The organism is Leuconostoc suionicum (assembly GCF_001891125.1).
In the GTDB taxonomy this organism is placed as follows: Bacteria; Bacillota; Bacilli; order Lactobacillales; family Lactobacillaceae; genus Leuconostoc; species Leuconostoc suionicum.
In genome coordinates, this window is record NZ_CP015247.1 from 1,205,257 (window position 1) to 1,227,296 (window position 22,040).

A 22,040-nucleotide genomic window follows, 5' to 3' on the forward strand; every position below is an offset into this window, starting at 1 on the left:
TTCAAATCTCATCATCGTCCTCTGGATCATCATTAATCTCAAATTGTTTCAACGCAGAGGCGCCTTCACGCAATACACTGCTAATTAGGTCGTCTTTACTGGCACTGTCTTTCAAGATAGTAGCATTGAGTGCCATTGGAAAATTCATCCCACCAAGAACAATTGTACTTTCTAATCTATTTTCTTGATTCAACACGTTTACAACGGTAGTCAGTGGACTACCACCGATGATGTCCCCAAGAATAAGCAATTCTGAATTTTGTTCAAGTGTCGATAGTAAAGATCTGAAACGATTTTCAAAATGGTCAGTATCTTCACCTGATTGGAGTCCTATTGCTTTCACAGTTTTAATACCATCACCAACAAACATTTCCAGAGCGTCCTTGAGCCCCACCGAGAACTGGCCATGGCTAACCAAAATAAGATAGTTCATTCTTTTCTCCTATCTTTCATAAACGGAATGTTGTTTCATTGTTACTATGAAACCCTTTGTCAGGTATTATGTAAGCGCTTGCATAACCTAAATCTTATTCTACTCTTACTATCGATAAAATACAATAATAAATAACAATATTATATGAAGTCTCTCATAACTAAAAAACCATAGCTCTTTGCTATGGTTCATCATGTACTTCCTTTAAAGATGTAAACATCTCAAGTATTTTCTTTCTGATGTTTTCCACAAATAACAACGTTTCATCATCAATGCCATTTTCAAAAGTCCAGTTAAGCGTGTCAAAGACAATACTAGCGCCAAATTTTGCAATCAATTCGTTATACTTCAAAGATGTTTTTTCACCGAGATACTTCAGCCAATGCTGATATAATGTATCCTCAAATTTTTGTTTTAAATTAAATTCCGGTTCGTTGATTGTAAATAAAGCTTGAATAGTCTGTTTGTTGTTGACTAATTCATTGTAGAAATGTGTAATCGTTTCTTCAAATTGCCCAGAAATCAACCCCTCAACCCTTTTATCCACAATTTTTTCAAAAACTGAAAACTGTCTTTCAACAAGCTGATTTAAAAGGTCATATTTATCTAAATAGTGCAGATAAAATGTTGATCGGCTTGTCATAGCTTGCTTACAAATTTCGTCCACAGTTATTGATTTAAAATTTCGTTCATTCAGTAAGGTAACAAAGGCCATCTCAATGTTTTTTTTCGTCTTTATTTTTCTAATATCCGCCATACAAATAATCCTTTTCTGTCCATAACTAGACAGGTCAAATCATATCGTCCATTTATGGACATTATTAACATCAACTGATAATTGTTTGACCTTATTTTATTAATTATAATGAGTTCAACAAATAAAGAAAGAGGCACTAATATGTTTTATGAATATATCGAAAATAACCCACAATGGAATTTGCAAATAAATCGTCAACTTGAAGGAATCAAAGAAAGTTCAAAAGTGAAAGATGATTTAAAAATAATCATACCTAAACTAACAAATGATGCTTCTTGGTACGAAACTTGGTTCTCATTCGGTGAATTAAGAGAAAAAGAAGAAGATCATGCTCTCGCTTGCGCTTATTTTGGCCTTGCTCAGTTTTACTTAAACCAAGGTGACGAAAATAAGCAAACGGTTGTTCATCGATACTTAAATAATTTTTACCGTGCACATACTGAAATTGATTATAATAGTTATCAAGTGCCCTATCAAAAAACATTTTTGCCTGCCATAAAGGTCAATATAAATCCCACAGCCACTAAAACTTTGATTATCATCAACGGTTTTGATAGTTTTATGGAAGAAATATTAATTGCGGTCAATTTTTTTAAAGGAACCGATTATAATGTGATTTTATTTGACGGCCCCGGTCAAGGACGAGCCTTAATTGATAATAACATCAAGTTCACACCATATTTTGAAAATCCTGTCAGTGCAATCATTGATTATTTTAATTTAGACGAAGTTGATGCGATGGGTGTTTCATGGGGCGGTTATTTCGTTATTCGTGCTGCTGCCTACGAAAAGCGAATCAAGAACGTTGTTTGTTATGATTTCTTTTATGACGGATTAAATACTTTTTTAAAAGATTTTTCAAAAGACACACGAAATCATATTCGTCAATTACTACAAAATAACGATGTTGAAAAAACAAATCAATTAGTCCCTCCTTTGATTAATTCTGATGCCAACTTAACCTTTCTCTTTACAAAAGGTTATGAAAATACTGGTACTAACACCCCTTACTCACTACTAAAAGAAATTGAAAAGCATACAGTGAAAGGAATTGGACATTTAGTGAATCAAAATGTATTATTACTCGCCGGAAAGGATGATCAATACGTCCCTTTTAATGACTTGGTACTAGAACAACAAGAATTAACAAACGCAAAATCACTTGAAACTAAAATTTTCACTAAAGAAACTGGTGGTGAACAGCATTGTCAAGCTGGAAGGTATGATTTAGCTTTAGTTGCCATTCAAAAATTTTTAGCCGTACACAGTGAGGGTTAAAATACGCTGGTTTAATCAATACTTTTGGTTATTTTATCCGATTCATTTTTTTGAAATCTGAACCTATGGTATAATGGGAACTTCAAAAGGAGTTTAAAAACATGGGACGATATCAAATTGACTTTAAACAGAAACAGGCTAATGCTAAGTACAAGTCTAGTCAACAAACGCAAGCTACTAAAGCCGAAAAAGTCGCTGCTATCAAGTCAGCCTTACTTTCACAAGCAAAAAAACAAGATAAGTAATTATCTTGTTTTTTGTTTGTTCGAAAAAAACTAAATTAATCAGCTAAAGGTTCGCACACTTTCAACGACTTCTTCTGATCGACTAATTAATTTTGCACCTAATTGTAATAACTCATTAGTTCCCTGAGAATTTTCAGAGAAAATAGGCCCTGGTACAGACAACACTTCTCTGTTATTTTGCAGCGCATAGTTGGCAGTTATTAAACTTCCAGACTTTATTTTAGCTTCAATAACCAATGTAGCCGATGATAGACCCGCAATGATACGGTTTCTTGCTGGAAAATGAGACTTATGTGGCCCAACATCATGTGCATATTCACTTAAGACAATGCCATGTTGTGCAACTTGTTGTTGTAATACTCTATTCTTTGCAGGATAAGCAATGTTCAAGCCAGTCCCTATAACTGCTATAGGCACACCCTGATTGGCAAATGTAACTTGGTGCGCCATTACATCGATACCGTTAGCTAGTCCCGAAACAATGGCTGTCCCTCTATTTATTACGTTTGGCAATAGTGATCGTAAACACTCTAGTCCATAGGGCGTTGCAGTTCTTGTGCCCACTACTGCTAAATTAGGTAATTTCAGTGCGTTTAAATTACCTTCATAAAAAAGAATTAATGGCGGGTCAAATATTTCTTTTAGTTGTATCGGATAACAGTCATCAAAATAAGTAAAATAATTTTCCTGACTTGTTGCTGCCTTCTGACAAGCTACTGCATATGTAGCTTTTATTTTAGCAATATGTTGCGGTAATGGTTTGACTACTGCTAGTAAAGTTTCAATATTCCAAGGATAATTCTCCGATATCAAATGTTTATCAATTACTTCAATCACTCGCTTTTCTCCAGCATGACCAATGCCTGAAGTTAAATGTAAACCTAATAAAAACTGTTTTAAAATCATATTATTTTCCTCTTGAAATAATACGAAACCCAAAAATAAAAAGCTTATGATTTATCACAAGCCTTCCACAATTTCACTCAAATATTCCCAGCGATTCATTTTTTCTTCCAGGGCCTCATTTAGCGAATCTAACTCTTTTTGTAAATCGCCTAACAAGACATAATTTGTACCATTTTGAGCCATCTCTTCAGGAATTTCAGAGATTCTTTGTTCAATTGAAGCTATATCATCTTCAATTGTTTGCCACTCTTTTTTTTCATTGTATGTTAACTTCTTTTTTTGCGGCTTCTTATCAGTAACTACTTTTTCTTCTTTTTGTGCTGGTGCTGATTTCGCTAAGTCCATCGCCAGATAGTCACTGAACAGGCCATCAAAGCGTTTGACAACACCATTCCCTTCAAACATATATAGTTGATTAGCAACTTTATCCAAAAAATAACGATCATGGGAAACAGTAATTACGGCCCCAGCAAAACCAGACAGGAAATCTTCTAGAACAGTTAATGTTCCAATATCAAGATCATTCGTCGGCTCATCAAGCAAAAGCACATTAGGTTGTTGTAGTAGCAGTTTCAATAAGTACAGTCGCCTTTTTTCACCACCAGACAACTGCCGAATTAATGTCCCATGCATAAATGGTGGAAATAGAAATTGCTCTAATAAGTCCGAGACACTAATTTGATTCCCGTCTTTGTCCTTTACAGTAGTTGCAACGTCTGACAAATAAGCAATCACACGCTTATCATCTGGAATCTCTTCAGTAACCTGTGTATAATAAGCCATCTTTACAGTTTCACCTAATTCAATGATTCCGCTAGTTAATGGCACTCTCCCAGCTATTGCATTCAAAAAAGTAGATTTTCCCGCGCCATTGGCACCTGTAATACCTATACGATCACCTGAGGAAACTCGTAAATTGAAATTTTCAAATATTTTTTTATTGTCAAATTGAATAGTCGCATCTTCAATAACAATTACTTTTTTTCCTAAACGTTGCTGTCCAAGATTAACAGCAACATCTTCATCGAGCTGTAGTGTACCCATGTTAGCTTCTAGCTCAGCAAAAGCATTCTCTCGCCCTTTTTGTTTGGTTGTTCGGGCACGAGCAGATTTACGCATCCATGCTAGCTCTTGTTTGTATAGTTGCTGTTGCTTGTGTTCAGCGACCTTGCCCTGCTCAATACGCTGAGACTTTCCACTCATATAATCTTGGTAGTTACCTTGATATTCATACAAATCGCCAAATGATAATTCGAATATTCTTGTTGTGACAGCATCCAAAAAATAACGATCATGAGTAACAACTAAAACTGCCCCCTTATAGGTAGCTAAATACTTTTCTAACCAAGAAATAGAATCAAAATCTAAATGGTTAGTAGGTTCATCCAATATCAATAAGTCTGGCTCTTGAATCAAGACTTGGGCTAATCCAACTCTTTTCCGTTGTCCCCCTGAAAGTTCGCTCACTTTTTTATGCAACTCTGGCATATGTAGCTGTGTTAGAATTGTTTTTACCTGAGATTCCGTTGTCCAGGCATCATCTCGGTCCATGGCATCTTGTGCTTTTTCAAAATTTTGGGCAACTTTTTCATCTGTGGGCTGCTCTCCGAATTTCCGCAACGCATATTCATACTGTCGTATCGTCTGGAATACTGGTTGATCACCAGACAAGATTGCATCCATCAATAAGGAATGGTCATCCAAATACGGCTCTTGCGCCAGATATCCGATTGTATAGTCATTTTGCTTCGTGATTGTTCCAGCATCAGCTGGCTTTTTGCCAGAAATGGCATTCAGAAGAGAAGTTTTTCCACTGCCGTTTACACCAATTAAACCAATTCGATCACCTTCCGTAATCAAAAATGAAATATCATTGAAAAGAACCTTTTCGCCATATGTACTTTTTAAATTGTCTACTCTAAATTGTTTCATAATACTATTATAACCATTATTGGGGGTTTATATCTCAATAAGTTTTAGATATAATAAGATAACCATTTTAAGGTAACAGAAAGGATTATTTTCATGAATTTAACTGCTAACATCGCTGGTTTCAACTTCGACCACATTTTACTCAACGCTGCAGGTGTTGTGTGCCAGACTAGCGACGAATTAGATAGTGTTCTAGCATCTGACTACACGGGCGCTGTTGTGACGAAATCAGCAACTCCAAGCCTTCGCCCAGGGAACGTCTCGCCTCGATATCATGAATTGACCAATGGCTTAGGCACGATTAATTCAATGGGCTTACCAAATGAGGGCTTTGCATATTACATGGATTATGTTACCCAAAAACAAACAGACAAGCCAATCTTCTTCTCAGTTGCTGGTTTATCCAAGCAAGAGAACTTAGATATGTTGCACAAGATAGAAGAATCAAAATTCAATGGCCTTGTTGAACTAAATCTATCTTGTCCTAATGTGCCCGGCAAGCCTCAAACAGCTTATGATTTTGAAACAACTGAAGAAATTTTAACTGAAGTATTTTCATTTTTCACCAAGCCTCTTGGCGTTAAGTTGCCACCCTACTTTGATATTGTGCATTTTGACAATATTGCAAATATTTTAAATAAATTTCCATTAGCCTTTGTCAATGCCATCAACTCAATTGGTAATGGCCTAGTGATTGATGAAGAAACTGACACAGTTGTGATTAAACCAAAAGGTGGTTTTGGTGGTGTCGGTGGTCCCATTGTCAAAGCAACAGCGCTAGCCAATGTTAGAGCACTACGTCAGCGGTTAAGCCCAACTATTAAAATGATTGGTACTGGTGGGGTTACTTCTGGACGTGATGTTTATGAACACGTTTTGTGTGGCGCTGACTTAGTTGAAGTTGGTTCACAATTAGCAATCGAAGGAATATCTGTTTTTGAACGTTTGGAAAAAGAGTTAACAGCTATTTTAACAGAAAAAGGCTATAATTCTCTTGATGAAGTTCGTGGGCAGTTGAAAATAATTGAGTAAATAAAAAAAGTTGGCTTACGCCAACTTTTTTATTTTGTGTTTTGTAATGTTACCACATCACGTGCAATCATTAATTCCTCATTTGTCGGAATCAATAACCCAGTTACTTTAGAACTGGACGATGTAATAATTGTTTCTTTACCACGAACATTGTTTGCTTCTTCATCTAGATCAACGCCTGCAAATGCCAATGATTTCAATACTTTAGCGCGTGTTACTGCATCGTTTTCACCGATACCTGCTGTGAAAATAATAGCATCCACACGACCTAGTTCAGCAAAATACTGCCCTGCATAACGAATCACACGATCGTAGAACATGTCCAATGCCAATTGCGCATGAGTATTGGTTTCCTGAACATTTTCCAAATCACGCATGTCACTTGAAATAGTTGAGATACCTAATAGACCAGACTTTTTATTTAAGACATTAAGCATTTCTTCATTTGAAAGGCCTTCACGTTCTTGAATATAATAAATTAATGATGGATCCACATCTCCAGAACGAGTCGCCATTGTCAAGCCAGCAAGCGGTGTGAATCCCATTGACGTATCGTATGACTTACCATTTTTAATTGCCGTTACTGACGCTCCAGCACCCAAATGAAATGAAATCGCATTGAATTCATCTAATGGTATTCCTAATTTGTCTGCCGCTCGTTCAGTTACATAACGGTGTGAAGTTCCATGCGCACCATATTTACGAGCACCGTAGCGTGCGTAATATTCATATGGCAAGCTATATAGATAATTTTTTTCAGGCATTGTTTGATGAAATGATGTATCAAACACTGCAACAGAAGTTGCATGTGGCAACAATTTTTGGAATGCCCGAATTCCCATTGCATTAGCTGGGTTGTGCAATGGTGCGTAATCAGCTAAGCGATCTATCTTGGATAACACCTCATCATCAACAATAACTGAATGATTGAACCATTCACCACCAGCAACAACGCGATGGCCGACACCTGTTATTTCTTGAAAATCTTTAATAATTCCTAAATCTGATAACTTTTTTAACATCAAATCAATCGCTTCATGATGATTTTTAATTGGTAATTCAGCTTCATATTTCTGATCACCACTTTTAGTTAATGAAATTGTACCATCTTCAGTACCAACCAAACGAACAGGTTCAACATCTGCACCATACTTAATTGTAATGATTGCATCGTCCATACCAATTCGTTCGATTACCCCTTGTGTAATAACTATTTCCTCGGGCATTTCTAACAATTGAAACTTAAGTGAAGAACTTCCGGCGTTTACTGCCATTATTTTTGACATCTGCGTCTACTCTTTTAATCCTTTTCTTTTCTAAAACTATATTATACAGTAAATTTAAGATAATAACGATAATATATTCAAAATTAAGTAAGCGTTTTCAAAAATAAAAATATGGTAAACTACTATATATAAATAGAAAATGTGCGCAAGGATATTATGGTTAAAAAATGGCTTTTAAGTAATTTGATTGGCATTATCATTACTGTCAGTATATTAATTACAGTGGTAGGATTAATTATTTCACTCGTTTCAAAAGAAGAGATTATTACCCATCCCAACAATGTTCAGTTTCGAAATGGCCCTGGGCGACAATACAAATCATTAGCTTCACTAAAAAGTGGTACACGATTAATTGTAATAGACAAGAAACATGGCTGGTGGCAAGTTCGCCGTTCTGACAATGAAAAAGTCGGCTGGGTGGCCAGTTGGGTGGCAAATTCAACCATCTTAAAAACAGCAAAACCGATTAGTGAAGCCACTATTGTTTTAGACCCTGGTCACGGCGGTTCCGATACCGGTGCCCTATCATCAAACGGCAAGTACAAAGAAAAAACATACACTTTGCGCACTGCAAGGCATGTTAGGGCGGCCTTAAAATCGACTGGTGCTCGTGTCATCATGACAAGAGACAGTGATAAAATTGTGCCACTTTTGGAAATACCCATTCCTGGCGAAAAGAATAAAGCCGATGCACAGATATCCTTTCACTTTGATTCTTCAGCAGAAGGTACCAAAGCAACCGGTATTTCACAATATTATTATCACAAAAATTCTAAAACGCTAGCAGAAGTAGTTAGCTCCTCATTAAATAATATGCCGTTGAATAACCGTGGTGTTGATACAGCTGCTTATATAGCAATAAAAAATACTAGTCAACCTGCAATTTTACTTGAGAATGGCTTCATCAATAACAATGCTGACTTGAAATATATTCGTAAAAGCAGTTATCAAAAGAAAATTGCCAAAAACTTAACTACGGCCCTAACGACTTACTTTAAACAAAACACGGAGATGAAATAATGTCACTATTTAAAAAAGCAAAATCACAAATTGAAGAACATGCAGCCAATCAAGCCACAGAAACAGTTGAAAATCGTTTAGATGGTATGATTGTCCAACCGTTTGCTTATAAAAAATTACTTATTATCTACCGTATCGAACAATATCCTAGTACTAGTAATCACATTGAAAACAAAATATTATCATTTGATCGCAAGGAACCATTGTCCGAAGATCGTTATAACGAAATTATTACTCGCTTGAAAAACGATGAAAGTGATCGTATCGCCATTGTTAATATCTTACCTCTAGTTGATTAATGAAAATTAAAAACCTTACCTGCTAAGCGGTAAGGTTTTTTTATTATAAGCAACGTCTGTTATTGCGGCGTCAACATGGTTAATCCAATGCGATTTCTTTTTTCATCAACATCAACAATCCAGACCTCAACAATATCACCAACGGATACAATTTCAGATGGATGTTTAATACGACGTGTACTCATTCTAGAAATATGCACAAGTCCATCGTGTTTGACACCCAGATCCACAAATGCACCAAAATCCACAACATTGCGAACGGTACCTTGTAGTTTCATACCTGCTTTCAAATCTTCAATGTGCATAACATCAGATTTTAGCAATGCCCCTACCATTTCTGAACGACCATCTCGTCCCGGTTTTTGTAAGCTCATTACCATATCATGCAACGTTTGTATACCAACATCTAATTGCTCCGCTGTGTGCTCATTATCTAATCGGTTCAATACCGCATTAGCTTCATCTGTCGCTAGGTTTACTGGGCTTATGTTTGCTAATGACAATAACTTTTTAGCAGCGGCATAACTTTCTGGATGAATATCCGTGTTATCTAATATATTCTTACCATCCACAATACGTAAAAATCCAGCAGCCTGTTCATACGCTTTAGGTCCTAAACGTGGTACTTTCTTGATTTGTGTACGCGACGTAAATTCACCAAAATCGTTTCGATAATTAACGATATTTTGAGCCAAATTTTTATTTAGACCTGCAATGTGAGCTAATAACGCTGGTGAAGCTGTATTTAAATTAACTCCAACTTGGTTAACTGCTGTTTCGACAACGTTGTCTACTTGTTCATCTAGTGTTTTTGCATTCAAATCATGCTGATATTGGCCAACACCAACGGACTTTGGATCAATTTTGATTAACTCAGCTAACGGATCCTGAATCCGGCGCCCAATAGAAATCGCACTACGCTCTTCCACGTGCAAATCGGGAAATTCTTCCCGCGCCTGTTCGGAAGCAGAATATACGGAGGCGCCCGCTTCGTTGACAATAGTATACTTTACACCAGTCGGTAGATTTTCCGCAACAAACTCTTCAGATTCACGAGACGCTGTGCCATTCCCAATTGCTACCAGCTCTACCTTGTAGTCTGATACCAACTGTTTGAAAATGCTAATTGCTTCGGCTCGTTTCTGCACATTAGCTGGTTTATGCGGATAGATAACCTGCTTAGCTAAAAATTTGCCATTGCTATCAATAATTGCTAATTTTGATCCTGTACGAAATCCTGGATCAAACCCCATCACAATTTTATTCTTCAGAGGAGCTTGCATCAAAAGATGATAAAGATTGTCGCCAAATACCTTAATGGCTTGTTCTTGTGCTTGGATTGTCAATTCTTGTCTAATTTCTCTTTCGACTGCTGGACGAATAAAACGTTTATAAGCATCTTCAATGGCATGGTGCAATATCTCATATCCCTGGCCTGTTGGATTTTGTCCATTCAACTCTTTCGTTTGAATAAAGTGCATCATACGTGCCTCAGAAAAATCAATTTTTACAGATAATATGCCCTCCTTTTCACCTCTATTTACCGCTAAAATACGAAACTTATTGTTAAGAAGTGATTTAATTGTTTCAGTGAAATCGTAATATTGCTCGTAAACTTTTTGCTCATCTTTGTCAGCCATACCACGCTTTAAACTAGAAACCAACATCCCATCTACAGCCATTCTCAAGCGTAGCCACTGACGATAATTAGCCTTTTCGCCGATTTGTTCAGCCAAAATTTCATGCACTCCTGCACGCACATCAACCATCGTTGGTAAATCTTCATTAACGTAATTTGGAAGAACCTCATCAATATTATTATTAATATGCGTCATTAACCAGTCGGCAAGTGGTTGCAGACCATTTTCCCGTGCAACCATCGCCTTGGTCCGCCGTTTTTGTTTATATGGTAAATATATATCTTCCAGTTCCTGAAGCGTCTGAGCGTTTTGAATACTCTTTTGCAAAGCATCAGTTAATTTACGTTGTTCAAAAATGGCTTTTAAAACTGTATTTTTTCGTTCTACTAACTCTTTTGACCTTTTTGCAATAGATTGGATATCACGAATCTGTACTTCATCCAGTTCACCCGTCATTTCTTTTCGATATCTGGCGATGAAAGGGACAGTTGATCCTTCGTTAAGCAAGGTTAGTGTAGCATTAATTTGCTTTTTAGTTATATTCGTTACTTTAGCCGCAACACTTTGCGCAATAACGTCTTGCGTTGACTCATGTTGTATTAATTCTGTCATGTTTAGTGTGTTTCCTCCACAAAAACCATTATACTAGATTATTGATGGAATATATTTAGAATAATAAGCACGACTACACAAAAAAAACACTACTAAAAAGTAGCGTAGTCATCTTTATCAAATTTATTGCACTAACAGTACACTGGTTTCAGCATGCTCTGAAACATATCGAGCCGTTGAACCCATGAACACACGCATAACAATATTAGTACCGGTTTTTCCCATTACGATTAAATCAGGACTGAGTTGTTCAGGGACCTGATCTGCCAAAACAAAACGAGCATCACCCTGTAAGACATGTGTATCAACTGCAATTTCAGCATCTTTGACAACAGCCGCTGCCTCATCAAGTTTTGCTGATGCTGTATTAGTCATTCTCTGAACCAAAGAATCATAAAAAGATTGGTCAGAGTCGTAATAAGTGATGGTTGGATACTGAATTACATTAACAATATCTATTTTAGCATCAAATTTCTTTGCCAATTCGACGCTAAAATCGACAGCTCTTTGAGCGGCTTCGCTACCGTCTATCGCAACAACAATTCTACTAATCATAAGTGCTTCCTCTCTGATATAATCATGCATGCTACGCTACTTAAATAAATTATCTGTTAGCATACCATCGTTTTGAGTAACAAAAAACAACTTGCTCCTTGACGAAAACTGCCCAAGGTTCTTACTTTGGGGAACATAATCATCATCTTGCTTAAACTAGTCATTTAACATCATGCACGTGGCAATACTTGTAAACTGATAGCATAAACTACGCACAAGTTGTTTTGGGGTCAGCTAACCGTCTCTAGAAACTCATCTAACCTATAACTTCAGTATAACCCTTATTGATTTCTTTTGCAAACGCTTACAGGTTGGCCAAAAAGTCTCTGCTTGATATGAATCAATCCCTTTTCTCTTCGGTTTGATTCAATAATTTTTCTTGCAGATTAACTGATTTCTTGAGTAGCTCATTGGTTTCATGCTGTATCTTAATCAACTTTTTCGTTTCTTCAAGTTGTGCGTTATAACCCAAAGTCTCTGAGGCCTCTTTGATTAAAAATTTATTGACCAATTTAACAAAGAAAAAGACACATGCAGCAATAGTACATAACGTTAGAAAGTTTTCAAAAACAGTGCGCAATGGGTCCAAAACTAAGTTACTTTTGGCCGAGTGGTTTTTTGAAAATAGCAGTAAAGACAAATAATAAAACAAATTAGAAGCAAAACTAATCACACTCTTGATTAAATCAGTCAAACTGCCACCGACGATGACACCAATAGATAACTGAATAATGGCTGGAGAAGTTATAAACTTTCTAAATTCATTAACCTGTTCGGTAGCAATATTATCGGTTATTGGTAGTTTTATTTTTTGCATATTTTCATCCTTTTAGTCTGCCATTAGTATAATGACAAAATAATGTTTAATAATTACCTGTTTATTATTCCATGTTGCACTAAATTTTTCAACTAACCATTCTAATCAAAAAACCGTTTATAATAAACGGTTTTCTAGCGATTCATGAAAATAATTATTATTTAGTCCCTTTTGATGTTCTATACTTAGCTCTTAATCCAGCTAACAAACCAACCTGTACCAATATTGCAATTAAACTAGACAGCACACTAGCGTTACTAGTCCCTGTTTTTGGTAAGGATGAGGATGATGAAGTAGCGACTTTTGTACTCTCGGCTTTGTCATCATTTTCGCTTGTTATTGATGTTTTATTAGTGGCAGTCGTCACTGATAAAACATTGTCTGCGGGATCATTACTTGTTTGAAGCGTTTGTTCAGCATCGTTGCTTTCTGAGTCAGCCGTAACTGTTACAGTGCTGTCAAGTGACTCAACCGTATTGGATGAGTTTGTGTCCGTTTCGCCAATAGAGTCTTCTGCAACTACTGTTGAAGCATCTTCTGTTTTGGGCGCTGACGATGTGGCCGAATCATTATCTGCTGACGCACTGTTATTAGTTGATTCTTGGGCATTGTTTTCAGAAGTACTTGGGATACTCTCTCCTGATGGTGCTGACGGTGCACTATCCGGCTTATTTGCAGGTGCTTCTCCACTAGGAAAACTACCATTACCTGGAAAAGTTCCTTGACCAAATTGGCCATCTGGTGGTGTCCCCATGTTATCCATACCATCTACAGCGGTCATACCTGAGCCACCACCTTGACCAGCAATGATATCCTTTGAGGTACCGTTAACGCTTACTTGATACGTTTCACCAGATACAATGCCCTCCGTTGAGATATTTAGATACGTTGTCGCGTCAGGAATAGTTGTGGAGAAAATTTCCTGCCCATCTTTTGAAATAACAATTGTTGCCCCAGCTGTTACGGATCCAATAGCTACATAGCTTTGAGTTGATTCCGTATCTGGCGTCCCTTCAGTTCCGGTTCCGCCCCAAATAATTGTTCCACCTGTAAATGTAATTGTCCCATCTGCATCAATCGCACCATTATCAGGCGTTGAATTAATTAAATCTATGATTGTACCGCCACTAATATTGATGTCACCGTTGGAATCTAACCCATCACCATTTCCTCGGATGGTTAAGATGCCACCATTAATATTAATTGCTTGTGTGTCAGTAGATCCTGCATCGTATTTAGTTTGATCTAACTGAGCATTGATAATATCGTCACTTGAATTCAGGTTAATCGTTCCACCGTTAATTGTTACGATTTCCCCTTCCAAAGCTTCATACGACTTAGTAATATTTAACGTACCAGAATTAATAGTTAAGGTACCATCAGAGGATATACCATTCATAGTTGAACTAATATTTAAGGTACCATCACCATCAATTGTTAAGTCGCCATTAGCATATATGGCGCCATTCGGATTTGTTGTATCTAATGACTCTTCATCTTCAACGACTACAGAAGTTGTGATATTATTTGTACCCACTACTTCAATCGACAAACTACCAAATTGCTTACCATTAAGCACAGCACCAATTTGGTTGGCTAAATCAACATTGTTAAATACTAACTTTACTGCCGCAGTTATTGGTGCGTTAACAATTATTTGTGCATCAGTCGCTGTACCCTCAATATTGTAAGTCCCAGCTTCGTTAATTGTAACTGTGTTTCCATCACTAGTTGCACCATCTCCTGTAATTGTTGCTGAAGATGAATTGAATGTTATATTACTCGTGTTTCCCGTAGATGCATTTAACGTATTACTTGTTATGTCAGTCACGCTACTTGTTGTCTCGCCTGTACTATCAGAATCTGATTTTGATGTATCTGTCGTACTGCTCGTTGTCTCGCTTGTGCTATCAGCTGCTGTTGATGTAGCTGCCGCACTGCTTGTTGTCTCGCCTGTACTATCAGCCGTTGTTGACTCCTCTGTCGCACTGCTTGTTGTATCACTTGTGCTATCTGCTGTTGATGATGTATCCGTCGTACTGCTTGTTGTGTCACTTGTACTATCAGCCGTCGTTGATGTTTCCGTCGCACCGCTTGTTGTCTCGCTTGTGCTATCTGCTGTTGATGTTGATGATGCATCCGTCGTACTGCTTGTTGTATCACTTGTACTATCAGCCGTCGTTGATGCTTCCGTCGCACCGCTTGTTGTCTCGCTTGTGCTATCAGCCGTCGTTGATGCTTCCGTCGCACCGCTTGTTGTCTCGCTTGTGCTCTCTGTTGTTGATGATGCATCCGTCGTACTGCTTGTTGTGTCGCTTGCACTATCTGTTGTTGATGCTGTGTCCGTCGTATAGATAGAGTCTGTCGATGTGGTATCCGCACTAGCAGTGATTTGACCAAGACCACCAATAACTAAGGCAGATAAACCAGCAAATAGCCAAACCTTACCAGCCTTATACATTTTATAGCGTTTTGAAATAACAGCATGTGCAACCTGAGACTTTTTATTCATTTTTTTCCTCACTTATTCAGTAGTGTTTTACCAGCAGAGATCAAATTACTCATTGAAAGTCACATCATTGTGACAACCCTTAATTGGCATACGTTTATCATATAGACTGGAAATTAAAAGAGGATTAATTTAAAATTCTATCAATATTAAAATCACTTCCAACATTGTTTGACAAAATATTTTATCTATAGTATATTTAACTCAATTCATAACTAGGAGTTCATTATGGTGTTACCTTTTGCTACATTTAATTCAACATGCTGCAGTACAACGCGTTTTCGATGTTGTACTGTTTATTGAGCATGAATTTTTTGGGTATATCATAACTTAAAATTTTCTACTTACACAGTTAAACTATCAAAACGCGGGAATTCAATTGAATTTTCGCGTTTTTTGTTTGTTTTTTACTAAGAAAATATACAAGGATACATTATGCTAATCAAAAACATACATCAATTAGTTGGCCAAACACCGATAATTGAACTGCAAATACCTGTCCCAAACCAAAGTCGCATTTTTGCAAAACTGGAGATGTTCAATCCTGGTGGTAGCATTAAAGACCGTTTAGGACAATTCTTAATATCAGATGCTTGGCAGCGAAATCTAATTAATCAAAATTCAACGATTATTGAACCGACTGCCGGAAATACTGGTATTGGCTTGGCATTAGCAGCGCAACAATATAAATTACCCACTATTCTTGTTGTACCTGAGAAATTCAGCGCTGAAAAACAGCAACTCATGAAAGCATTAGGCGCAACAATCATCAACACACCTTCTAGCGAAGGCATTAAAGGTGCCATTTCCAAAGCAAAAGCGTTAGCAGCCGAAATTGAAAACAGCTACTTACCAATGCAATTTGCTAATCCTGCTAATCCTGAAACATATTACCAAACGCTAGCACCAGAAATCGTTAAAGACTTGAAAAACGAAAAGATTGATGCTTTTGTTGCTGGTGCTGGTAGTGGTGGAACTTTTGCTGGAATTGCCAAATACCTTAGTGAATATGATGCAACTATAAAAAATATTGTTGTAGAACCCGAAGGATCTATTTTAAATGGTGGCCCAGCGCATGCTCACCGCACAGAAGGTATTGGTGTTGAATTTGTGCCACCATTCTTCGAATCAATTCACATTGACAAAACATTAACTATTAGCGATGACAGTGCCTTTCAGCAAGTTCGATATGTTGCCGAGAACCTAGGACTTTTTATCGGTAGTTCAAGTGGCGCAGCCTTAGCTGCTAGTTTACAAATGGCAGAAACATTACCGCCACAAAGTAATATTGTCACGATATTCCCAGACAGCAGCGAACGATACATGAGCACAAATATTTATGGAAACTGAGGAAAGAAAAATGAAATTTGATACACAACTTATTCATGGTGGCATTAGTCTTGACCAATCAACTGGCGCCGTATCTGTCCCAATTCATATGGCTTCAACCTTTAAGCAAACTAAAATTGGCGAGGCAAAATATGAATATTCAAGATCTGGTAACCCAACTCGTGAAGCCGTAGAAAGCTTAATTGCAGACTTAGAAAATGGTACTGCTGGCTTTGCTTTTGCATCAGGATCTGCGGCGATAAGTACTATTTTTTCACTTTTTTCATCTGGGGATCACATTATTGTTGGAAACGATGTTTATGGTGGTACATTTAGGCTAATTGACAATGTTCTAAAAAGAACAGGTCAGACATTTACAATTGTCGATACCCGTGATTTATCTGCTATTCAGGAAGCTATTCAAGATAATACTGTCGCCATTTACCTTGAAACACCAACTAATCCTCTATTACGCATTAGTGATATCAAGGCAATTTCTGAACTTGCTCATCGTCATAATTTATTAAGTATTGTTGACAACACATTTGCTTCTCCCTATGTACAAAAACCAATTGATTTAGGTGTGGATATTGTTGTTCACAGTGCTTCAAAGTATTTAGGTGGTCATAGCGACCTTATTGCTGGCTTAGTTGTTACCAAAGGCGAGGAACTTAGTGAGAAAATTAAGTTCTTACAAAATGCGATTGGTGCAATCCTGGCCCCTCAGGAAAGTTGGCTCCTACAACGAGGTATGAAAACGCTCGGTTTAAGAATGCGTGCTCACCAGTCAAATGCTCAAACAATATTTGACTACCTTAAAACACAAGATAAAGTTGCTAAGATATATTTCCCTGGTGATCCTGATAATCCTGACCACGCTTTAGCCAAACAACAGATGAATGGTTTTGGTGCCATGATTTCATTTGAGCTAAAGGTTGGGCTAGATCCAGAACAATTCATTAGTAACTTAAAAATCATTACCTTAGCAGAGAGTTTAGGTGCACTTGAAAGCCTAATTGAAATTCCAGCTAAAATGACTCACGGCGCCATTCCTCGTAATATCCGAATTTCTCATGGTATTCAAGACGAACTAATCCGTCTCTCTGTGGGTGTTGAAGATATTGCAGATTTAATTGAAGATCTAGAACAAAGTTTTAATCAATTGAAATAATAGTGGAGAAAAAATGTTTTTTACTGCTAAATCAATTCTAAAGCGCGATCCGGCCGCAAAAAGCCTTGTGATGGTGATTTTAACTTACCCTGGTTTACATGCACTGTGGTTTCACCGCATTGCTCATTGGCTTCATATTCATCACCGTTATTTGCTTGCCGCTATCGTTGCTCGTTGGTCAGCCAAACGAACTGATATATTTATTGCACCCGGTGCACAAATTGGGCGTGGCGTGTTTATTGATCACGGCGTAGGTGTTGTTATTGGTGAAACTGCAATTATTGACGATGGTGTAACCATATTACATGGCGTCACTCTGGGTGCTCGTCATACGGTGACAGAACGTAGACACCCTCATATCGAGAGCTACAGCTTCATTGGTGCTCATGCGCAACTATTGGGCAATATTACTATCGGTGCAAATAGTAAAGTGGGTGCTAATGCAGTTGTTTTAAACGATGTCCCCGCCTATTCTACTGCTGTGGGTAATCCTGCACGCCTAGTCTAGTCGCTTTTTATCGAGATCAATTAATGCGGTACCAATGCGTCATTTTTTTATGATTACTTTTATAATTTTGAGAATTAAGCCGTATATTTTTGTTTAAGCGTTTGTAAAGTGGTATTCTTAAGTTACTAGCTCATTTAGAGTTAAGTAAAATTTATAAGGGGGTTCATATGGCTTTTAATAAACAAGTTGCCGATATGATAAAGGAAAAAGTTGAAAAGGGCGAAACAGGATTCTGTTTATCGCAATTCAATCAAATTGATGTTGCTAATACTGCGAATGCACTCGCAGAAGAATTAAACCTCGTTCACACGGATATTTATCCTGAGGTAAACGCTGTTGTCAGTGTTCGTTCGCATAAATCTCTTTAAATACCACACTAGTAATACTCATACTCAATCTAATGAATTCCATAATGACATGGAATTCATTTTTAAATTGACTGACCGCTTTGCCGACCTTTTTCATACGTCTTCTCAATATTTTGATTTAGTCTAGTCATAATTTTAGATTGTATCTAGCCACTTACCTTAATGATTATTTAAAACACCATACTAAAAAGAAAAAGAGCAAGCCCATGTTGAGCTTGCTCTTAATATACTGGATAATATTAGGAATCAATAAGTTGCTTTCCCAAATCTTCCCCAGAAACGCTGTAAAACAGCGGTATAAATGGCTACTAATTACTTAACGGCATCCTTCAAAGCTTTACCTGGCTTAAATGCAGGTACCTTTGAGGCAGCAATTTGAATTTCTTCACCAGTTTGTGGGTTACGGCCCTTACGAGCAGCACGATCACGAACTTCAAAGTTACCAAAGCCGATCAATTGAACCTTTTCACCGTTCTTCAATGCTTCTTCGATTGATGCAAAAACTGCGTCAACTGATGCAGTAGCATCCTTCTTTGTCAAACCTGTTGCCTTAGCAACTGAATCTACTAATTCTTGCTTGTTAGCCATTTTCTTGTCTCCTAATAAGAGTTTTTTTAACGCATGATGCGCTCCGTGAAATCTGTCGAAACATTATTTCATGTAACTAGAATAACATAAGAATCGCCAAATGTGTAGTGTTATCAAGGGTTTTCGGGATTTCGTAACATTTGTGTTACATTAAAAACATCTTTTTGCAACGTTTACTTTCGTGCACGAACAATGAGTTTGATTGGCGTACCAGTAAAGTCAAATGATTCTCGAATTTTATTTTCTAAGAATCGTTCGTATGAAAAATGCATGAGTTCGACATCATTAACAAATATGACAAATGTTGGTGGTTGCGTTGCGACTTGTGTCGCATAATATACACGTAAACGACGACCATTATCCGAAGGTGTTGGATTTATTGCAATAGCATCCATAATGACATCATTTAATGTTGAAGATGTTATACGCTTACGATGATTATCATCAACATCTTTAACCATTTGTGGTAATCTATCTAAACGTTGCCCTGTCTTGGCAGAAACAAACACAATTGGTGCATAATCTAAGAATTTAAATTCTTCACGAATTAGATTCTCAAAATCAGACATTGTTCGATCATTCTTTTCAATCGCATCCCATTTATTGACAACAATAATCATTGCTCGCCCAGCTTCATGAGCAAATCCAGCCACGTGTTTATCTTGTTCTCTAATTCCTGCTTCCGCATCAATAACCATCAGAATAACGTTGCTATCGTCAATCGCTTTCATAGCACGCATCACGGAATACTTTTCAGTATTCTCATAGATTTTCCCGCGCTTACGCATACCGGCTGTATCAACCATCACAAATTCGTCACCCTCTTCAGTCACAAATCGTGTATCAATAGCGTCACGCGTGGTCCCTTCAATATCAGAAACGATCACACGTTTTTCACCAAGCATAGCGTTGACAATTGATGATTTACCAACATTTGGACGGCCAATTATACTAAAACGAATCGCTTCGTCTTCTTGTTCGGCAGCTTCATCAGGAAAATGCTTTACGATTTCATCAAGTAAATCACCTAAGCCCAAACCGTGTGATCCAGATACTGGGAATGGATCCCCCAGACCTAGTGCATAAAAATCATAGATATCATGGCGCATTTCAGGATTATCTACTTTGTTGACAGCCAGAACAACAGGCTTATCAGATTTGTATAGCATACGTGCAACTACTTCATCAGCCTCAGTTAATCCTTCTCGGCCGGAAACAACCATCACAATAACATCAGCTTCATTAATTGCTAATTCTACCTGTCCACGTATTTCCGCTAAAAACGGTGCATCGCCGATTTCAATACCACCGGTATCAATCATTCGAAATTCATAATTTAACCATTCAGCTGGTGCATACAAGCGATCTCGCGTGACACCGGGCATGTCTTCAACGATCGCAATTCTTTCTCCCGCCATACGGTTGAAAATAGTTGATTTACCAACGTTTGGTCGACCGACAATTGCTACTATTGGTGCTGACATTTTGGCACCTCCTTTGTATAAATAAATTTATCATAAAAAAAGAACTGGCGAACCAGTTCTTTTCAATAGAATTCTTAGAACTTACCATCAAAGAGGTCGCCCAATGTTGCAGCTGAATCATCTTGTTGCTTATAAGCAGCAATATCTGCACGTGATGCTGAGCTATCCTTTGAATTTCCACGATCTTCACGTTCTGGCTTTTCTTCCAGTGCCTTCATTGACAATGAAATGCGTTCTTCGGCAGGCTTAACGTCCAAAACTTGAACTTGAACTTTGTCGCCTGACTTCAAAACTTCTGAAGGGTTTTCGATACGCTTGTGTGAAATTTGTGACACGTGAACTAATCCTTCGATACCAGGGAAGATTTCAACGAATGCTCCGAAGTCTTTTACACGCTTAACAGTTCCTTCAAGAACTGTTCCGGCAGGAGCTTCTTCAGCAACCTTATCCCAAGGTCCAGGTTGTGTAGCCTTGATTGACAATGAAATACGTCCCTTTTCAGCATCCAAGGCTAAAATTTTAACGTTAACTGTTTCACCCTTTGTCAAAACATCAGCAGGATTCTTAACACGATCATGAGAAATTTCTGAAACGTGTACTAAGCCATCAACGCCACCCAAGTCAACGAATGCTCCGAAGTCAGTCAAGCGAGCAACTTTACCTTCAACAACTTCACCAACTGATAGCTTTTCAAATGCTTCTGCTAATTGTGCTGCACGTTCTTGTGCTGCAACTGCCTTACGTGACAAGATTAAGCGTGCCTTGGCAGCATCAATTTCAATAACTTGTGCTTTAATGTCTTTATTCTTAAACTGGTTCAAATCTGACACGAAACGATCAGCGACCATTGATGCAGGTACAAAGCCACGAACACCATTAACATCGACAACTAAACCACCACGTACGGCATTGATAACCTTAGCATCAACTGTGTCACCTTCACCAAATGACAAGTTTTCCCATGCCTTACGTGCTTCTAAACGCTTCTTTGACAACAAGTAAGATACGCCTTCCTTGTCGCTTGTTACATTAGAGATGACAACAGCTTCAACACTGTCACCAACCTTCAATTCGTCTGCCAGATTAATGTTACGATCGTCTGAGTACTCACGCGCTGGCACAACTCCTTCTTCACCGGTATGCAAACCAATAACTGCTTGGTTATCGTTATCAACGGCTAGCACTTCGCCTGTAACGACATCTCCTACCTTAATTTGATCTGCACTCTCGAGAGCTGCTAAAAGCTCGTTGTTTGTTTCACTCATGACGTC

General features: G+C 37.7%; 21 protein-coding genes. 9 read left to right on the forward strand and 12 right to left on the reverse strand.

Annotated elements, in window-relative coordinates:
• Position 1: 1 nt before the first annotated feature.
• Both A6B45_RS06070 and A6B45_RS06075 read right to left on the reverse strand, forming a co-directional pair.
• A complete protein-coding gene (locus tag A6B45_RS06070; protein ID WP_072613790.1) occupies positions 2–433 on the reverse strand; it encodes a PTS sugar transporter subunit IIA in 432 nt (143 codons plus the stop codon).
• A gap of 181 nt (positions 434–614) precedes the next feature.
• A complete protein-coding gene (locus A6B45_RS06075; RefSeq protein ID WP_072613791.1) occupies positions 615–1,190 on the reverse strand; it encodes a TetR/AcrR family transcriptional regulator in 576 nt (191 codons plus the stop codon).
• A gap of 141 nt (positions 1,191–1,331) precedes the next feature.
• Here A6B45_RS06075 and A6B45_RS06080 point away from each other — a divergent pair, with 141 nt between their 5' ends.
• Positions 1,332–2,468 carry an alpha/beta fold hydrolase gene (locus tag A6B45_RS06080; RefSeq protein ID WP_072613792.1) on the forward strand — a complete coding sequence of 379 codons (1,137 nt, stop codon included), beginning with the start codon at positions 1,332–1,334 and terminating at the stop codon, positions 2,466–2,468.
• A gap of 101 nt (positions 2,469–2,569) precedes the next feature.
• Positions 2,570–2,713 (forward strand): hypothetical protein, encoded by a 144-nt coding sequence (locus A6B45_RS10475; protein WP_011679995.1) that lies wholly within the window; start codon positions 2,570–2,572, stop codon positions 2,711–2,713.
• 39 nt (positions 2,714–2,752) lie between these two features.
• Here the strand turns inward: A6B45_RS10475 and dprA are convergent, their stop codons facing one another.
• Complete coding sequence (gene dprA, locus A6B45_RS06085; RefSeq protein ID WP_072613793.1) at positions 2,753–3,619, reverse strand: DNA-processing protein DprA; 867 nt, start codon at positions 3,617–3,619, stop codon at positions 2,753–2,755.
• A 54-nt stretch (positions 3,620–3,673) separates the two neighbouring features.
• A complete protein-coding gene (locus A6B45_RS06090; protein ID WP_072613794.1) occupies positions 3,674–5,551 on the reverse strand; it encodes an ABC-F family ATP-binding cassette domain-containing protein in 1,878 nt (625 codons plus the stop codon).
• Positions 5,552–5,644: 93 nt separating this feature from the next.
• Here A6B45_RS06090 and A6B45_RS06095 point away from each other — a divergent pair, with 93 nt between their 5' ends.
• Entirely contained in the window at positions 5,645–6,583 is a 939-nt protein-coding gene (locus A6B45_RS06095) for a dihydroorotate oxidase (protein WP_072613795.1), read from the forward strand.
• 29 nt (positions 6,584–6,612) lie between these two features.
• Here the strand turns inward: A6B45_RS06095 and A6B45_RS06100 are convergent, their stop codons facing one another.
• Complete coding sequence (locus A6B45_RS06100) at positions 6,613–7,869, reverse strand: acetate/propionate family kinase (protein ID WP_072613796.1); 1,257 nt, start codon at positions 7,867–7,869, stop codon at positions 6,613–6,615.
• 156 nt (positions 7,870–8,025) lie between these two features.
• Here A6B45_RS06100 and A6B45_RS06105 point away from each other — a divergent pair, with 156 nt between their 5' ends.
• Complete coding sequence (locus tag A6B45_RS06105) at positions 8,026–8,889, forward strand: N-acetylmuramoyl-L-alanine amidase (RefSeq protein WP_072613797.1); 864 nt, start codon at positions 8,026–8,028, stop codon at positions 8,887–8,889.
• Complete coding sequence (locus A6B45_RS06110; RefSeq protein ID WP_042251521.1) at positions 8,889–9,188, forward strand: hypothetical protein; 300 nt, start codon at positions 8,889–8,891, stop codon at positions 9,186–9,188. The genes A6B45_RS06105 and A6B45_RS06110 overlap by 1 nt, the downstream gene beginning before the upstream one ends.
• Positions 9,189–9,247: 59 nt before the next feature.
• On the opposite strand, the gene A6B45_RS06115 is transcribed toward A6B45_RS06110, so the two are convergent.
• From A6B45_RS06115 to A6B45_RS06130, 4 genes are all read right to left on the reverse strand, one after another.
• Complete coding sequence (locus tag A6B45_RS06115) at positions 9,248–11,440, reverse strand: Tex family protein (RefSeq protein ID WP_072613798.1); 2,193 nt, start codon at positions 11,438–11,440, stop codon at positions 9,248–9,250.
• Between the two features lie 123 nt (positions 11,441–11,563).
• On the reverse strand, positions 11,564–11,995 hold the full coding sequence (locus tag A6B45_RS06120) for a universal stress protein (protein WP_010290893.1): 432 nt from the start codon (positions 11,993–11,995) through the stop codon (positions 11,564–11,566).
• Between the two features lie 340 nt (positions 11,996–12,335).
• Positions 12,336–12,812 carry an MscL family protein gene (locus A6B45_RS06125; RefSeq protein ID WP_072613799.1) on the reverse strand — a complete coding sequence of 159 codons (477 nt, stop codon included), beginning with the start codon at positions 12,810–12,812 and terminating at the stop codon, positions 12,336–12,338.
• A 157-nt stretch (positions 12,813–12,969) separates the two neighbouring features.
• Complete coding sequence (locus A6B45_RS06130) at positions 12,970–15,324, reverse strand: carbohydrate-binding domain-containing protein (protein ID WP_072613800.1); 2,355 nt, start codon at positions 15,322–15,324, stop codon at positions 12,970–12,972.
• A 432-nt stretch (positions 15,325–15,756) separates the two neighbouring features.
• Between A6B45_RS06130 and A6B45_RS06135 the strand changes: the two genes are divergently transcribed.
• The 4 genes from A6B45_RS06135 (at position 15,757) to A6B45_RS06150 (ending at position 18,697) form a co-directional block, all read left to right on the forward strand.
• Positions 15,757–16,671: a PLP-dependent cysteine synthase family protein gene (locus A6B45_RS06135; RefSeq protein ID WP_072613801.1), complete on the forward strand. Its 915-nt coding sequence runs from the start codon at positions 15,757–15,759 to the stop codon at positions 16,669–16,671.
• Between the two features lie 10 nt (positions 16,672–16,681).
• A complete protein-coding gene (locus A6B45_RS06140) occupies positions 16,682–17,821 on the forward strand; it encodes a trans-sulfuration enzyme family protein (RefSeq protein WP_072613802.1) in 1,140 nt (379 codons plus the stop codon).
• A gap of 13 nt (positions 17,822–17,834) precedes the next feature.
• Positions 17,835–18,329: a serine O-acetyltransferase EpsC gene (epsC, locus tag A6B45_RS06145; protein WP_072613803.1), complete on the forward strand. Its 495-nt coding sequence runs from the start codon at positions 17,835–17,837 to the stop codon at positions 18,327–18,329.
• 167 nt (positions 18,330–18,496) lie between these two features.
• Positions 18,497–18,697, forward strand: a complete 201-nt coding sequence (locus A6B45_RS06150) for a hypothetical protein (RefSeq protein WP_025268192.1) — start codon at positions 18,497–18,499, stop codon at positions 18,695–18,697.
• A gap of 312 nt (positions 18,698–19,009) precedes the next feature.
• Here the strand turns inward: A6B45_RS06150 and A6B45_RS06155 are convergent, their stop codons facing one another.
• From A6B45_RS06155 to rpsA, 3 genes are all read right to left on the reverse strand, one after another.
• Positions 19,010–19,285: an HU family DNA-binding protein gene (locus A6B45_RS06155; protein ID WP_002814789.1), complete on the reverse strand. Its 276-nt coding sequence runs from the start codon at positions 19,283–19,285 to the stop codon at positions 19,010–19,012.
• Positions 19,286–19,458: 173 nt separating this feature from the next.
• The gene (der, locus tag A6B45_RS06160; protein WP_072613804.1) at positions 19,459–20,769 is read right to left on the reverse strand and encodes a ribosome biogenesis GTPase Der; all 1,311 of its coding nucleotides are present in this window, start codon (positions 20,767–20,769) and stop codon (positions 19,459–19,461) included.
• Between the two features lie 74 nt (positions 20,770–20,843).
• Positions 20,844–22,034 (reverse strand): 30S ribosomal protein S1, encoded by a 1,191-nt coding sequence (gene rpsA, locus A6B45_RS06165; RefSeq protein WP_011680008.1) that lies wholly within the window; start codon positions 22,032–22,034, stop codon positions 20,844–20,846.
• Positions 22,035–22,040: the final 6 nt, after the last annotated feature.